General features: G+C 38.4%; 10 protein-coding genes. 4 read left to right on the forward strand and 6 right to left on the reverse strand.

From position 1 onward, the window contains the following. Positions 1-5: 5 nt before the first annotated feature. Entirely contained in the window at positions 6-1568 is a 1563-nt protein-coding gene (gene ffh, locus HWX04_RS03880) for a signal recognition particle protein (RefSeq protein ID WP_175868905.1), read from the reverse strand. A gap of 243 nt (positions 1569-1811) precedes the next feature. Further along, a complete protein-coding gene (locus tag HWX04_RS03885; RefSeq protein WP_175868906.1) occupies positions 1812-2468 on the reverse strand; it encodes a carbonic anhydrase in 657 nt (218 codons plus the stop codon). Positions 2469-2752: 284 nt separating this feature from the next. On the opposite strand from HWX04_RS03885, the gene HWX04_RS03890 reads away from it, so the two are divergent. After that, complete coding sequence (locus tag HWX04_RS03890) at positions 2753-7456, forward strand: NAD-glutamate dehydrogenase (RefSeq protein ID WP_175868907.1); 4704 nt, start codon at positions 2753-2755, stop codon at positions 7454-7456. Positions 7457-8482: 1026 nt separating this feature from the next. On the opposite strand, the gene HWX04_RS03895 is transcribed toward HWX04_RS03890, so the two are convergent. The 4 genes from HWX04_RS03895 to HWX04_RS03910 all read right to left on the reverse strand — a co-directional run bounded on the left by HWX04_RS03895 (position 8483) and on the right by HWX04_RS03910 (position 13592). After that, the gene (locus HWX04_RS03895; protein WP_175868916.1) at positions 8483-9460 is read right to left on the reverse strand and encodes a DUF2125 domain-containing protein; all 978 of its coding nucleotides are present in this window, start codon (positions 9458-9460) and stop codon (positions 8483-8485) included. A 482-nt stretch (positions 9461-9942) separates the two neighbouring features. After that, positions 9943-10689: a glutamine amidotransferase gene (locus HWX04_RS03900; protein WP_175868908.1), complete on the reverse strand. Its 747-nt coding sequence runs from the start codon at positions 10687-10689 to the stop codon at positions 9943-9945. Positions 10690-10836: 147 nt separating this feature from the next. Beyond that, positions 10837-12399, reverse strand: a complete 1563-nt coding sequence (locus tag HWX04_RS03905) for a heme biosynthesis protein HemY (RefSeq protein ID WP_175868909.1) — start codon at positions 12397-12399, stop codon at positions 10837-10839. Positions 12400-12410: 11 nt separating this feature from the next. Next, positions 12411-13592: a COG4223 family protein gene (locus HWX04_RS03910; RefSeq protein ID WP_175868910.1), complete on the reverse strand. Its 1182-nt coding sequence runs from the start codon at positions 13590-13592 to the stop codon at positions 12411-12413. Positions 13593-13974: 382 nt separating this feature from the next. Between HWX04_RS03910 and tsaD the strand changes: the two genes are divergently transcribed. From tsaD to HWX04_RS03925, 3 genes are all read left to right on the forward strand, one after another. Further along, complete coding sequence (tsaD, locus tag HWX04_RS03915) at positions 13975-15069, forward strand: tRNA (adenosine(37)-N6)-threonylcarbamoyltransferase complex transferase subunit TsaD (RefSeq protein WP_175868911.1); 1095 nt, start codon at positions 13975-13977, stop codon at positions 15067-15069. 481 nt (positions 15070-15550) lie between these two features. Then, complete coding sequence (locus HWX04_RS03920) at positions 15551-15979, forward strand: EVE domain-containing protein (protein WP_175868917.1); 429 nt, start codon at positions 15551-15553, stop codon at positions 15977-15979. A 639-nt stretch (positions 15980-16618) separates the two neighbouring features. Continuing rightward, on the forward strand, positions 16619-17299 hold the full coding sequence (locus tag HWX04_RS03925; RefSeq protein WP_175868912.1) for a response regulator transcription factor: 681 nt from the start codon (positions 16619-16621) through the stop codon (positions 17297-17299). Positions 17300-17311 lie beyond the last annotated feature (12 nt).

Below are 17311 nucleotides of genomic sequence, written 5' to 3' on the forward strand. Positions count from 1 at the left end.
GCATCTTATTTTTTCTTAAGATGCTGAGGAAGTTTTCCCCTATCGGCAATGCCATTGGAAAGACCAGGAAATGTAGGATCACGTCCGGGAAGTCCGGGCAAGATCTTCCCTCCATGTCCACTTTCAATCTGCTTTTGAAGCGTTGAGAGTTGTTTTAGATCCAATCCTGATAAATCAGGCATAGCTGGAGAATCTGCACCTCCCATCCCTCCAAAACCCATTTTGGAACCAAGTCCTCCTAACATTTTCCCCATCAAACCACTTTTGCCTTTACCACCCATGGCTTTCATCATATCAGCCATTTGGCGATACATCTTCAAAAGTTTATTAATATCAGCCGCCGTTGTCCCAGACCCTTTAGCAATTCGTTGTTTGCGGCTATGTTTTAAAAGCTCTGGGTGAGCACGCTCTTGCGGTGTCATGGATGAAATAATAGCTAATTGACGATTAAACAAACGATCATCCAGCCCCGCAGCTGCGATCTGCTCTTTGACTTTGCCCAATCCTGGTAACATGCCCATAATACCGCCCATACCACCCAGTTTTTTCATTTTTTGCAACTGTTCTGCAAGATCATTCAAATCAAATTTTCCGGCTTGCATTTTTTTTGCAAAAGCAGCAGCTTTCTCATGATCCATTGTTTCAGCAGCTTTTTCAACCAAAGAAACAATATCGCCCATTCCGAGAATACGATCAGCAATACGACTGGGATGAAACTCTTCCAAAGCCTCTATTTTTTCACCAGTTCCAATTGCTTTAATCGGCTTGCCTGTCACAGCACGCATAGAAAGAGCAGCCCCCCCACGCCCATCACTATCCATCCGTGTTAAAATAATCCCTGTAATCCCTACACGCTCATCAAAAAAACGAGCAAGATGAACGGCATCTTGCCCCATCAAACTATCAGCCACCAACATAATCTCATGAGGAAGAGAACATGCTTTAATTTCAGCCAATTCAAGCATCAAAGCTTCATCAATATGATTACGTCCTGCAGTATCAAGAAGAACCACATCATAACCACCCAATTTAGCAGCTTGTACAGCACGTGATGCAATATCAACGGACAATTGTCCCGCAATAATAGGCAAACTCGCAAGTTTTGCTTGTTCTCCTAACTGGCGCAATTGCTCCTGCGCAGCAGGACGCCGTGTATCTAATGACGCCATGAGAACTTTTTTATTATGCTTATCAGTGAAACGTTTTGCAAGCTTTGCTGTTGTGGTTGTTTTTCCCGAACCTTGCAAACCAATCATCATGATAACAACTGGCGCAGGCGCATTCAAATCACTCAGAACGCTTTCACTTCCAAGGATACGGACCAATTCGCCATGAACAATTTTAACCACCATTTGGCCTGGTTTAATTGATTTAACAATCTCAGCCCCAACGGCTTTTTCCCGAACCCTATCGGTAAAAGAACGGACAACATCAAGAGCAACATCAGCCTCCAACAAAGCGCGCCGAATTTCACGTAGCGCCTCTGCAACATCATGATCCGATAAAGCGCCACGCCCCGTCAAATGAGACAGGATAGAACCAAATCGCTCTTGCAAGGATTCAAACATTATTTACCTCATCATTGCATAACAAAGTTGCACAACAAACAAACCAAAAGAGCACCCGAGAACGCATCGCGCCATCGAATGTTGACCTCTGAGATCTCTTCATACCCTTAAACTGGGGTCTCAGTCGGTGGCTCCAAGTTAATTTTGTCACTGAAAGCTTGCTCCTTCAAACAATAAAACCCCACCTTTGTCAAGTTTTATCATAAAATGTCTTTTTATACGAAGAAATAAAAACAGCAAATACTACACTTCAAAACTTTCAACTTCAACACACATAAAACACCCTGTTTTCTGTTCCATACTCCATAATTTTCCGCTAGAAATATCAAACCAAACCCCGTGTAATGTTAAAATACCTTGATCTTTGCGGAACTTTATCCATGGAAACGTCTCTAAATTTCTCAACGAATGGCGAATAGAAAGCTGTTCTAAAGCTGTTTGTTTTTCTGGCCAAGACAGCGATTTATTATTCAAAACGATTTCTGTGGCTGGCGCTAAAAGACTAATCCATTGGCCAATAAAATCATTTGACGATAAAGATTTACATGTCTCCTTAAGCGCCGTACGAACGCCACCACAATGGGCATGCCCAAACACAACAATATGTTTCACCTCAAGCAATTGCACGGCATATTCAAGAGCTGCTGATGTTGCATGATATTGATTATCAGGAGAAAAAGGAGGAACCACATTTGCCACGTTGCGCAGGGTAAAAATTTCCCCTGGTTTAGCATCAAAAATCATTTCTGGGACAGCACGCGAATCACAACAAGCAATAACCAAAACGTCAGGTTTCTGCCCCTCAATCGCCAATTGCTGATAATCTGCTATTTTATATGAAAAATGATTATTTATAAAGTTTTGGTAACCACTTAAAAGTCTTTCTGGTAAACGGGCCATTCTCTTTTTACTTCTTCTATTTATTTCTCTCTTTACTTTCATTTCGTATATTTAGAAAAACAAAATATTAACATATAAAAATACTAAAGAGTCCCTTTTGTTGAGGAAAAATATTTCTTTAAAGCGCAAATTTTTAATAAAAAATAGAAAAAACGAAGTTATTCTTTTCAAATAAAGAACTATTTTCTTGAGGAAGAAAGTGTTACAGTAGTAAAAAAATATAATGGTCTTCTTTTAATGTGAAGACAAGAAAAAACCTCTAAGAGCAAAAAGGGAGAATGAATGTGTTACAACAAAAAACAATAGAAACAAAAAACACACCAGATAAAATAGAAAAAATCCTTTTTGCTCAAACCGATAAAGAAGATGTTGCTTATTACGAAAATAAAGAACTTCAAAAAGCTGCAGCCATCGCAGTAAAAGCTTTTAATCTCCATAAGGCAGGAAAAAATACCATCTGCTTTGAACAAAATTTAACCCGCAATAACAGACCTATAACTGTTATCACTCTTGTCAATGATAACAAACCCTTTCTTCTCGATTCTATTTTAAATCTCGTCAATCAACACAAAAACCATATTTATTTGATTGCACACCCTATTCTTGATTGTGCTTCTGGAAAACGCATCAGTCTGATGCAAATTCACATCGAGTCATTAAACAAACAACAGATAGAAAAACTTGAAAATGAACTCACCTTAGTTCTTGAGCAAGTTAATGCTGCTGTACAAGACTGGAAGCCTATGCTTGAAAAAGTTGAAAAGCATATTCATGCCTATCAAACAGGCCTTCCCTCACATTACAAAAAAGAAGGCGAAAAGGCTATTGAATTTCTTCGTTGGCTCAAAGACGATAATTTCATCTTTCTTGGCATGCGCACTTACAACTTCATCAAAGATCAAAAACCTATAAAATCCTTTACAACAAGTAACATTGAACTTGGTATACTCGCGGATGCTTCTATTCATATTGTTGACGATGAAAGTATGAAAGAACCGCCCCAGGAAGTCTTATCCTTTATGGAAAGTGATAACCTGCTTATTGTGACGAAAGCGAACAGCCGCTCCAAAATTCACCGTTCTGTTTGGCTCGATTACATTGGTCTTAAAATCTTTGATAAAGAAGGCCAGCTCTGTGGAGAATTACGCATTGTAGGGCTTTTTACCTCTTCAGCTTATACGCGCTCTATTTTGCAAATTCCTTTCTTAAAAGAAAAAGCCCAAACCATCATTCAACGTCTTGGACATAATCACGCTGATTATTCAGGAAAAGCACTCATCCGAGTTTTAGAGACCTATCCAAGAGATGAAATGTTTCGTGTTGATGTTGATACACTAACAGAAAATGCCAAACTTATCCTGCAATTAGACGAACGCCCACGTTTGCGGGTGCTTGTCCACACAGATTCTTTTGGACGCTTTGTTTCTATTCTTGTCTATGTACCCCGTGACCAATACAGCAGCAGCCTCCGCGAAAAAGTTGGCGAACATTTTGTTGAGCTTTATAAAGGCGACTTTTTTGAATCCTATCCGCTATTTTTGGAAAGCACTCTTATCCGTGTCTATTATATTATCCATCGCAAAGAAAACGAAACTGTTCCACTTCACGAGCGCGCCACGCTTGAACAACATGTCCGTTCAATCGCACGAAGTTGGAAAGATAGTGTTCAAGACATCGCTCTTACCCACAAAACAACAGAACAACAAACCCGTCTAGCCAGTGAATTTCCCAACAGCTATCGTGATTTATTCTCAACAGAAGATGCCATTAAAGATGCCGGACATATTCTAAGTCTTCATGATGATAAGCCCCTTTTCGTAACCTTTTATCACGCACCAAACAAAGAAAAACAAAACATTTCTCTTCGGCTCTTTCACCGCCATGAAGCGCTTGCTCTTTCCAAACGTGTTCCATTGCTTGAAAATATGGGGTTTCGCGTTATTGCTGAACAAACCCTTGAATTACCAGATGGCAACGGACAATCTGTATATCTTCATGATATGCAACTAGAAAGCACTTTCCAACTCTGTCTCGATTTTGAAAAAGACGGTCAAAAGCTTGCCGAAACCTTTGAAGCCATTTGGGCACAAAATGCTGATAATGACGCCTTTAATGCTCTCACCCAAACAGCTGAGCTTGATTGGCATGAAATTGTTATTTTGCGCCATTATGGGCGCTATCTCCAACAAGCTGGAATTCCCTATTCGCAAGATCGCGTCGCTCAAACTTTAAATGCTTATCCTGACATTACCAAAGAGCTTTATGCTTTATTTCATTTAAAATTTCATCAAAGCCATACAGAAAAAGAGCGAGCAAAAAATCAACAGGTCATTCAAAAGCGCATTGAAGAAAAATTACAGAAAGTATCTGGTTTAGATGATGATCTCATCTTACGCCGTTATTGTAATCTTATTGATGCGAGTTTACGAACAAATGCCTTTACACCTCTTAGCGATGGCAGTCCGCAGCGTATTTTAGCCACCAAATTAAATCCGCGCCAAATTGAAGGTTTGCCTGAACCACGCCCTTATCGAGAAATTTTTGTTTATGGACCAGAAGTTGAAGGGGTCCATTTGCGTTTTGGACCTATCGCTCGTGGTGGAATTCGTTGGTCTGACCGCGCACTCGATTATCGCACCGAAGTGCTGAGCTTAGTCAAAGCCCAACAAGTTAAAAATGCGGTTATCGTTCCTGCAGGTGCAAAAGGTGGATTCTATCCCCATCGCCTTCCTCAAACAAGTGACCGTGCGATTATCATAGAAGCAGCACGGCAAGCTTATACGGACTTTATCACGGCTTTGCTCTCTATCACAGACAATCTGGTTAACGGCAAAATAAGTGCGCCCCACGACGTCATCTTTCATGATGATCCTGACCCCTATTTTGTTGTCGCAGCAGACAAAGGGACAGCAACCTTTTCTGATACAGCCAACGCCATCAGCCAAGCAAACCACTTTTGGCTTGATGATGCTTTTGCCTCTGGCGGCTCAGCAGGCTATGACCACAAAGAAATTGGGATTACAGCGAAAGGCGCATGGGAAGCCGTCAAAAGACATTTTCGAGAATCATTTAATCATGATATTCAAACAATGCCCTTCACCTGTGTCGGTGTTGGCGACATGTCTGGTGATGTTTTTGGCAATGGAATGCTCCTTTCCAAACAAACAAAATTGATCGCCGCTTTTGATCACCGCGATATCTTTATTGATCCAGATCCAAACATAGAGGAAAGCTATGCAGAGCGTACGCGTCTTTTCAAACTACCCCGCTCAAGCTGGCAGGATTACGACCAAAGCAAATTATCAAAGGGCGGTGGTATTTTCTCACGAAAAGAGAAAACCATTACTCTCTCGCCTGAAGCAGCAGGGGCCATTGGTTTTGAAAAACAAACAGGAACCCCCTTTGAAATTATCTCTGCTCTTCTCAAAGCCCCTGTTGATCTTTTATGGTTCGGTGGCATTGGTACTTATATCCGCGCTACAACAGAAAGTGATGCCCAAGTAGGTGATCGTGCAAATGATGCAATACGCATTACCGGAGAACAAGTGCGTGCAAAAATTATTGGCGAAGGAGCTAATCTTGGTGTTACGCAACGTGGACGGATTGAATATGTCTCAAATGGTGGTCGCTGTAATACGGATGCCATTGACAATTCTGCCGGTGTGAATTGTTCTGATATTGAGGTTAATCTCAAAATTGTTCTTGCATCAGCACTTCGTGCTAAAACACTCACCCGCGAAGAACGCAATAAACTCTTGAAAAAAATGACCCCTCAAGTTGAACAACTCGTCTTGCGCAACAATTATCTACAACCTCTTGCTCTTTCTTTAGCAGAAAGCCAAAGCACTGCTGATTTAGCCTATCAAATACGCTTTATGCACGATTTGGAACAAAAAAAGCTTCTAGATCGCAGAGTTGAAGTACTCCCTGATGAGCAAGTTTTACAGCAAAGAATAACCCAAGGCAAAGGTCTTATCCGTCCAGAACTCGCCGTTATTTTTGCCTATGCTAAATTAACGCTCAAAGAAGAAATTGCTCATAGCTCCATTGTTGATGATCACTATTTCAATGCAGCCTTGTTGAATTATTTTCCAACCCAAATTCAAGAAAATTTTGAGAAGGAAGTCATTAACCATCAATTGCGTCGTAATATTATTGCAACGCTGATTGCCAACGATATTATCAATCGTGGAGGTCCCACTTTTGTTAAACAACTTCATGATTCAACAGAACAAAAGACTGAAAATATTATTCGCGTTTTTATTGCCATCCGTGATGGTTTTGAAATTCCTCAACTGTCTGATCAAATTGATAAGCTTGATAATAAAATACCCGGTCTTGTCCAAAACAAACTCTACGCAGCAATGACCCCAATGCTCTTTGAAACAACCAATTGGGGTTTACACAACATGGATCTCTCACGTCCATTAGAGGAAATTGTAAAAACAATAAAACAAGCCCGTAATGTTATTGAAAAAGAGCTTACGCATTCTCAAGATAATGATATTAAGCAAAAGATTGAAGAAAAAGCACGACACTACAGTGAAGAAGGAGCACCAAAAGCATTAGCAAAACAATTGGCTCTCTTAGAAGCGGCTCCAACCATCTGTGATATTTCTTTAATTGCAAAACAAAGCAACAGCGATCTTATTAAAACCGCAGGAATCTATTTCACACTTGCGCAAATCATTCGTATAAACCGAATTAACGAAGCAAGTCGTATCATTCCTGTCGTAGATTATTATGACAGTATGGCTTTAAGCCAAGCCAAAGAAAATATTTCCGAAAGCTTACGGCAAATCGTCATTAAAATTCTCAAAAGTTACGGAAAAAAAGAGGATCCTTTTACCACTTGGAAAAAAACAGAAGAAGATCATATTCATAGTGTCACAAACCGTATTAGTGCTCTTATTGAAAATGATCTCAACATTTCTCGTTTTACTTTTGCAGCAGTGTTGATTTCCCAACTGCAAAATACTGGCTTTTAAACTTAAGATGAGTATAAAACGCCCTAGTTAAAAACTCCCATTCTATCTCGTGAGAGCAAACCAGCAAAGATAGAAAGGGAGTTTGCATTTTTAGACAGAGCACCAAAAATAAAAATTCCGCGCCTTATTACAACAGAATTTCTTGGAATAATTTCAAAACGCAATAGGATTGATTTCTCGACGTAAAAACATCTAACTTTCAGATTTAAAAGCAGAATAAAACGGCTAAGCTTTTATCGCTGTACTATCCATCCGTGACGAATATCAATGTAGTTCGACAGTAGATTTTATACCAAATGAAATGAGATAAGAATACCTAATAATTTATTGTTTTTTCGACTATTTTTTACTATTAAATGCGTATTTTTTTAATGGATTTTGACATCTGAAAATCAAAAAAATGTAAAAACTAGCAAAAATTGAAATTTTGCCACAACAAGGGTGATGGACTTTCAAAGCTCTTTAAAAACACCCTTGGAGAGCCCCTTAAAAATCATTTAAAAATAAAATGAATTGGTAGAAAACTTAAGTAAAAATATACAAAATCTGCTGGCAAACTACACTCAACAAGGGAAGAATGGAGGGGAACTCTCCCGCATTTTTAGACAAAAAACCGAAAATGACGCTTAAAGATTATTCAGTTTACGCAAGCAATAGAAAGCTACCGAATGTCAAAAACCTCTATGGAATGAACCCAAAAACCAATTCAAATTCTGCGATTAAATATCCTTTATCACAAAAAATACAATGCATTGATTTACAATTATAACTTTATCATTTTGCATATTAAAGAAGAGTTGCAGTATCCCAAGTTTCTCTCATTTCAATTCTGTTAATATTGAAACAATCAAAACCCTTCCTCTTGTATATTGCGAATAGAAAAACCATTTGGATCACTTATCAAAAAAGAACTTATCCCTTATGAACCGTCTCAATAGCTCAAAGAACTGTCGCAACATGCAAAACAGTAAAACTTTTAAAATCAATATCTCCCATATAGATGCTCTTGCCAATTTCCTCTCAAATCTAAAGTGGAGCAAGACGACCAAGATCTAAAAATCCCAGTTTTACCCAGCCATGGCTAATCGTTAAGGGAAGAAGGGGAGTGCCATCTGCATTTTTAGGAAGCATACTCAAAATAAAAAATAACGCTTGAAAATTATCAGCTTTTTCAGTAAACAACTGTTGCAAAGTGTTAAGAACCTTCATGTGCTGTATACAGACAATTTCAAATGTTGCTGTCAAATATTCTTCATCATCAAAGGAAAAAGGTCCACTGATATTCACCCCACCACCTGTATGAAAAGCCAATTTAGCATCCTTTAAAAAACCACTTTTCCCATACAGATGCTGTTTCCAATCTTTTCCCTCATTTTCAGACAGAAGAGAGACATCATTTAAACTCCATTTTAAATTGCCATCAATTTTCGGAATTTCAACAGAAGAAGATGAAAAACTTGGAGAAATACTTAAAGCATCAAAAGTCAGATTTCCTGAGAAATGATTCTTTTCACGTTTAAGATCAAAACGCAAAAATTCAGCCATTATTTTTTGAAAGACATCTTTTTTCTCTAATGGCTGAGCAACCACATCAGGAGTATCTTGCAACGATGCCTGATCTTTAACATTTTGTTCTGTTGTCTTTTTATCTGTCGTTTGTGATCCTAATGCTTCTTGAAGCTTTTGATCCTCAAGAGAAGGAGAAAGCTCAATTCCTTCGGCGATAAACGTCAATGTCTGACCTGTTTTCCAATAAGATTCTGTTTCAATCACCAAATTGCGCCAATGGGATACTATAGGTTTCTTCCCAGAAAAAACAATTGATGCAGGAGAAGCAACATTAAATTCGACCAAATGAGGCGCATAAATTGGTGCACCAGCTGTTAAACGCCCCGTCGATAAAGAAACCTCATATAAAGGCCAAGAAAATTGAAACTTATCACAAACAACACCGATACGTAAAGGATAACCATTCTTGCGCACATTTTCACACACCGCCGCCATATTACCGGAAGATGCTTTTGCGGATATATCAGAAACATAGTTTTCTATTTTACGTGAAAAAAAACCAGAAAGCACTATAAACGAGGATCAGAGCAAGAAAAAACAGCCCGCATAATAAATAGCGCAAAGAAAAAATTTTTTTGTGTTGATGGTACTTGAGAGGATGTAGACAAGTTTAACACTTTTTTTATCTTTTGATTTTAACCCCACCCTAAAAAGGATAAAGATTCTTAAACATTCGCCAATCTATAAACAATCCAATTTCTTAATCTATCGGGTTTTATCTGCTAACCACTTCATGGTGCTTATAATTCACCATCCTAAAATACGACATCCCATTAGCTCAAGAAGCAAGATTTTCTTAAGACGGACCTTTAACAAAAAATATCTTATATGTAAAGTTTTACATGCATTTTCTCTTTTTAATCTTAAATGGCACTATTTTTACAGCACAATCAAGAATGATAATAAACAGTACACATTCACACAAGTACGGGCGGTGTACAAAAGATCTGTCGTAATGCGCCTTCAAACCATTGGCTTAAAGCTTGATCATAGATTAAACGCCCTTTCAAATGTGCACAGGCAGGTTGAGCACCTTTTTCGGTCAATTTATGTGCCGAACGCACCAACAAACGCCGCATCATAGCGCGTGTAAATTCAGCGTGAAATTGCAATCCCCATGCATTGTTTCCATAACGGAAAGCTTGCGTAGGATATGTATGCCCTGTTGCCAAAAGCTTTGCCTCTTTTGGTAAATCATAAATACCTTCATCATGAAAATGGTAGACCATTTCTGGCCAATTCATCAATTCCTTTCCTTGTAGAGTCACTTCAAGTGGATACCAGCCCACTTCAACAGTCCCATCACTTCTTGTACCAACGCGCGCCCCTAAATTTCGCGCTAACATTTGTGCTCCCAAACAAATACCCAAAAAAGGCTTATTTTCCTTTAGCGATAACGAAATCCAATCAATTTCCTCACCAATATAAGCTTCGCTGTCATTCACACTCATCGGTCCCCCTAAAATAACAACACCAGCATAATGCTCTAATGTATCAGGGAGTTTTTGTCCAAAAATAGGACGATAAACGTCAAGAACAAAACCATTTTGTTGTAAAATTTTTCCCAAACGACCAGTACAGGTAGACCGCCGATGAATAACGACAGCAATTCTTGGTTTGCTATTTTTTTGCTTTTTATCAAGACATCTCTGATTTAAAAACATTTTAACCAATCACCTCTTCAACCAAGCAAAACTTCATTTTTAAAGCATAAGAGAATAATTTTATTGAAACAAAATTAATGATAATTTTTCTCTTCTACATTCATTGTTTCTTCTGAAAAAACACTTAAATTACCCTATTGACGCAATTTAAAATAAACGAAAATTTTTCCTCGATAAAGACGCTCCTTCTTCTTCTGTTTTAACCCCTGGATCATCAACATTTAAATGAATTTGGCTGAATGGTTCCACATCTTGTTCTGTTATATCTTGTTTTTCCACTTGCATATTATGCAAAAAAGAATCATCTATAGGCGTTAATTTTTCAAGCTTCTTATCCTCTCCCTCCTCGCTTTTTTCCACAATGTCCTTTTTATCTTGGCTTTTTGGCACAACATTGACCGCCTCTAATGTAAGAGAAGATACACGGGTAGGCGCTTTCCATTCAAAACAGCCCAAACGTCCACTGATTGGAGAAACGGCTGACCAAGAAGAAAAAATGGCTCCCTCACACATCCATACTGGATCACGTTCAGCACGAAGTGCTAAGGAAAGCCATTGACGCACAGCACCTTGATTGTTTCTCTGTACCTCTTCAATATCTGCCAATAATAAATAAACACTTTCCCGTGGATGATACTGCAATGCTTTTTGTGCCTGCTCTCTTGCTAAGGTCGTTTCACCAGCATCCAAAGCAGCTTTTGCAATAAGGAAAGCCGACTCAAATACATCTTTATTATAAGAAGCAAGTGTCTTAGCCCTTTTCAATCGACCAATGGCTCCTTCTTCTCTTTCAAGATAAAGCGTTCCCAAATCGGGATGCGGTTCCTTCTGCCAAGCCGCTATAATCATTTTATCCGCTTTACGTGTTTCATTTAATTTATAAAGAATATCAGCCGCTATAATTGTTATTGGAACAAAATCAGGCGCTAATTTATGAGCTTTCAAAATGGCTTCACGCGCTTGTACAGGATGTGTATCAAACAGATGAAGAGCTTGCCCACTTAACAGTAAAACCTGTATATGTTGTTGCTCTGGAGTCGCGCGAACAGAACGCGGACGAGCTTTTTGTGCTCTTTCAAAAACAGTAAGTGCCCTATCCCATTTACCCTCAGCACCTAACCGATCAAGTACCGCCTGCTGTGCCCATAAAAGTGCTGGCGATAAAGTCAGCGCCTCTTCTGCATATTGTTGCGCCGCCTCATAAGCTTTACGCTTCATCGCCTCACGAAACAAACCGTAAAGCCCAACTAATTTTGTCGGATCTTCCTTTCTCATCTCCTCAAAAAGACCGATAGCCCGAACAGAGTTATTTTGTAAAGACAAGGTTTGCGCTTGTAAGAGTTTTACCAATGGCTCTTGTTTTCCTGCAAGATATTTAGCAACCTGTGCTTCCATTCTTTGCGCAACCATACCATCACCCGCAAAAGTTGCAAGAATCCCCTTTGAGAGAGCTTCATAACCGCGCTTTCGATGACGTTTATAAAAATAATTGGAAAGCGCACTCGGTATGGAAAAAAGGAAAGATAATAACCACCACAAAAGCACCAGCGTTACAAAAAGCAAAGTAAGCACACTTAACACTGTAAGCAATGAAGCAGAAAATCTGAAATTCAAAAATGTAAAGACAAAAACACCATTGTGATTAGCAACCCACCCGAAAGCTAACCCAAGGATACAAACAACAAAAGTATAAATAAAAACACGTATCATCTGGAGCCTATTTACTTTGTTGCCTTAAAAGATCCTTGTTGCACAGACAACAGTAATTGCTGCAGCAACTTTTGAACAGCAATATGTCTTTCAAGCTGCTGAACAAAATCCATCGAAATATCTTTTGCGCTTTGAGGTAATGATTGCCATTCGCTCAAAGCCTTTTCATAATCACCGGCTTGAATGGCAACTTCCATACGCGCCGCAATAGCTCCCAACGTCATCCCTTCAACATTTCCAATTGGTCGCGAAACAATAAGCCCTTTTATCCACGCTAAAATTCGGTCAAAAAAACCAGCATCAGATGCAACAATATTTTGCGTACCAACAATTGCATCGGCAACACGCGCAAAATCAATTGACAGTTGTGCTGAACTTGGAAGACCTACAGCAGCTGTCTTTTGCAACACATCAAGTCCATCAGTCGAGGGCGATAATTGCTGTAAAAGCTTTAATTCATTGCTATAAGATCCACCCCGCTCTACAGCATTTTTTAACGAACTGATCGCTGTAAAAAGTGCCGTATTTATTTCCTTCTTCTCATTATTTTTAACAGCAATTTCTTGCCGTAGTGCTTCAAACTGTTTTTTTAACGAAGCAAGATCATTTGCATTGTTCTGCCCGAAAGACAAAGCCGTTTTTATCCCTTTTGACTCTCCAACACAAGTTTGTACAGCCTCTTCAAGAGATTTTACTTTTTCCTCTAAAATCGCAAAAGCTTTTCTGTTTTCCTTTTGCAAGAGTTCATCGTTTTTCATAGTTTGAAACTGTTGTGATGAAAAAGAAGAAAGTGCTGTTTTTAAAGCATCAATCTCTTGAAGCATCCGCTCCAATTGTTCTCTTGTTTCTTCACCATAGCTTTTTGCAGCTTCAGCAATCTGTAAGACTTTTTTCCGATCAGCGGAATTTTCCACAGAAAGAGAAGAAAACAAACCCGCCCATTGAAGGGCCATAAAAATTCCCAAAGCAATGAGTCCCCCTAACATCGCTGAAAGGAGCAACAAAAGCCAACCTGTACGAGAAGTACTTTTATCCAGACCTTGTATATTCTGTTTTTCTCGTTCATGAGATTCTACAGAGTTCTGTATTTTTTCCTCTGAATCATGCGAAACAGCTTCATGTTCAATGACTGGCTTTGTACGACGCGTACCAGCATAATGTGATTTAACTTTTGGTTTTGAAGAATCGACCATCTTTGTCACTTTTTGTGCACACTTTTTTTAATGATAAAATAATAAAATGAAAAAAGTTTTAAAAACGAGCTTTTCTCAAATATCTTCGTTTGCTTTACACATTTTTCATAAAGAATATAACTTTATAGAAATTTTCTAAATCGCATTTTTCTCAAGAATATTTACAATGATAAACTTTAATAGACAAGTTTTAAAAACACATCTGCATTTTATACTCAAAAATACAGCTTCATTTTTTTATATACAACGCCATAAAATTCAAAGAAAAGACCCAAATTCATTCTCTCATAGAACAATCAATTCTTAAGAGAAATACTTTGCATCTTTTTCTGTTCATGGTACGCACGCAGGAAAGAAGCTTCAAAATAAGGTTTTGTTTAAAATGCGTCTGTTGGGAATAGAAACAAGTTGTGATGAAACGGCAGCGGCTGTTATTGAATACAACAATGAATCAAACAGCCGAATTCTTTCCAATATTGTTTGGAGTCAAATTGATCATCATGCACCTTACGGCGGTGTTGTTCCTGAAATTGCCGCTCGTGCCCATGTTGAAATTCTTGATCATTTAATTCTGCAAGCTCTCACAGAAGCAAACACAAAATTAAAAGATATTGATGGCATTGCAGCCACAAGTGGACCTGGTTTGATAGGGGGGCTCTTGGTAGGCGTTATGAGCGCAAAAGCACTGGCTCTTGCCACTGGAAAACCATTTATTGCCGTAAATCACTTAGAGGGACATGCTTTAACAGCTGTATTAACGCACAATGTCAAATTTCCTTATTTATTACTTTTAGTTTCAGGGGGCCATACACAAACAATCCTTGTTCATGGAGTAGGCAACTATCAGCGTTTAGGAACCACCATTGATGATGCATTAGGAGAAGCCTTTGATAAAACTGCAAAACTTCTAGGTCTTCCTTATCCTGGTGGACCTGTGCTTGAAAAAGCAGCTTTATTAGGGAATAAAAATCGCTTCCCTCTTCCACGACCTTTAAAAGGTGAAAAACGGTTAGATTTTTCTTTTTCAGGACTCAAAACGGCTGTTCGACAAGCAGCAACAGCCATAGCCCCTCTTACAGAAAATGATATTGCTGACATTGCAGCAAGTTTTCAAGCCGCCGTGACCGATACGGTGCGTGATCGCGTTCATTTGGCTCTACAACACTTTACCCACCAATATCCTCTCTCTAATGATCAAGAAAAACATTCTCCTGCTTTAGTTGTTGCGGGCGGCGTTGCCGCAAACCAAGCACTTCGCTCTACATTGCAAGAACTTGCCCATCAACATGGTTTTGAATTTATAGCGCCTCCTCTTTCCTTGTGTACGGATAATGCAGCCATGATTGCTTTTGCCGGCGCACAAAAGCTCGCGCGTGGAGAAACAAGCTCTCTTGATCTTGCCCCTCATTCACGCTGGCCATTAGATGAAAAAGCCACCCCCTTGATTGGGACGGGACGCCGTGGAACAAAAGCATAAGCAAATCACTTTCCCTCACCTTTTAAAGAACGAAGATTTTTATTCAATCCGGTCTGTACACAATCCAGATGGTTATTGAATCGATTTCCCACCTGCAAACGATTCTATCTTCTTCTCATTTCAGACAATTCACTTAACCCAAAGCTTGATACGCAAACTTAAATATTCACCACATATTATGAAAATAATTCATATTTTAAAAAAACTGCCTTATATCACTATATTTCAAATGACTGAGAAACTTTATGTCTATTTTTCAATGCACTGATATATTTTTCTGCTAAAAGATAAGCAAAAATCAAAGTATTTTTATACTTTGATTATCAATGGGCATATTCTTATATTCCAAATTATTTTTGAAACAAAAACTAGATCTGCCCGTTCTTTACTCCATTTTAAAAATCATCATTGATGATGTTATCAAGATGCTTATAAAAAATGGATATGATGAATGCTAACAGTTTATGAAAAAGGTGAACGCATGGCTTATTGGCTTTTTAAATCTGAACCTCACAAATGGTCATGGGAGATGCAAAAGAAAAAAGGAGCAGATGGCGAACAATGGGATGGCGTCCGTAATTATCAAGCCCGTAATAATATGCGCGCCATGAAATATGGCGATAAAGGTTTTTTTTATCACTCAAATAAAGGTTTAGAAATTGTAGGCATTGTAGAAATATGTGCTGAAGCACACCCTGATTCTACCACTTCTGATCCACGCTGGGAATGTGTGGATATCCGTGCACTTTGTGACATGCCAACACCTGTTTCATTAAAACAAATTAAAGCCAATCCCAAACTAGCAAAGATGGCGCTAGTCAATGCCAGCCGCTTATCAATACAACCCGTGACAGAAGATGAATGGAAAGAAGTATGTTTGATGGGCAACCTTAAAAAGGAAATGCTTTGATCTTAAAATAATAATTTTTATTCATCGACTCATATGAAAATTCTTCATAGCGCAAAAGAACAAGCACAACACATTCCTTATGGGTTCTCAATGCTAAACTCTTCCTTGTTATTTTTTATTCTGCCCCCTTTCTCAATACAATCTTCCAAAATTTCCTAAACATTCTCTTCATAATGCATCTTTTCAGCATAGCTCAAGGAAAGGCTTACTCAACAATTATCATGGACAACATCACGAGCACGACACCGCTCCCTTCGCATACAAATACAATGAAAAAACTAAACGTGAATAAAAAACATGCTTTTTATGAAGAATCTCAAATACCAAAGGTAAGCAACATTGGAAGGAAGCTCAAGTATATTATGGTACCGGTTTGTTGCTCTATGGGCGTAAAGATGGTATGCAAAATAGAAAAAACACAGCCCAAAGTATAAAACAACGCTTCCAATCAATGTATAAATATTCTACGCACGAAAGATACATCTTCTTTTTGGCAAGCAACCATAGAAATCATAAAAGTTCAGTTTTAAAAGACTTTCTTTTTTAAATTTCCTCTTTTAATTTTTCTTGCATGAAAGCTCATTTTTCATGAAACTGCGCTTTACCAATAAGTGCATCAGCATGCCTATAAGGAAAAACATGAACAACTATACTCTTTTAATCATTGAAGATGATGTTCTACGCCCCATTTTGGTAGAACAATTGCAAATGCATCAAGAGTTTGAAATTTTCCAAGCAAAAACATCTGAAGAGGGAATAAAAATAATCCAAGAAAAAAATATTGATCTCGCTATTTTGGGACTTGAATTTCCTAGTCTTGATGGTCGCAAAATCGTTAAACAATTACGCACCAAAGGATTTCGCGCACCTATTATTATGATAACAAATAATGATACAGACTGCGATACCATTTTAGATCTTGAAACAGGCGCCAATGATTATGTGACAAAGCCCTTTCGCTTTGCGGTGTTATTAGCGCGAATTCGAGCACAGTTGCGCCAATATGAACAAAATGAAGACGCAACCTTTCATATTGGCCCCTATACTTTTAAACTAAGACAAAAGCTCCTTCTTGATCAATACAACAATAAAATCTATCTCACAGAAAAAGAAGCAGCGATTCTCAAATGCCTCTATTATGCTAACGATAAAATTGTCAGCCGTAAAACATTGTTAGAACAAGTTTGGGGGTATAATGAAAACATTATCACCCATACTTTAGAAACTCATATTTATCGTTTACGACAAAAAATCGAAAATGATCCTTCCAATGCACAAATTCTCATGACAGAACAAAATGGTTATCGTTTAAACCTCTAATTTGATATGAAC

The organism is Bartonella gabonensis, assembly GCF_903679515.1.
Lineage (GTDB): Bacteria > Pseudomonadota > Alphaproteobacteria > Rhizobiales > Rhizobiaceae > Bartonella > Bartonella gabonensis.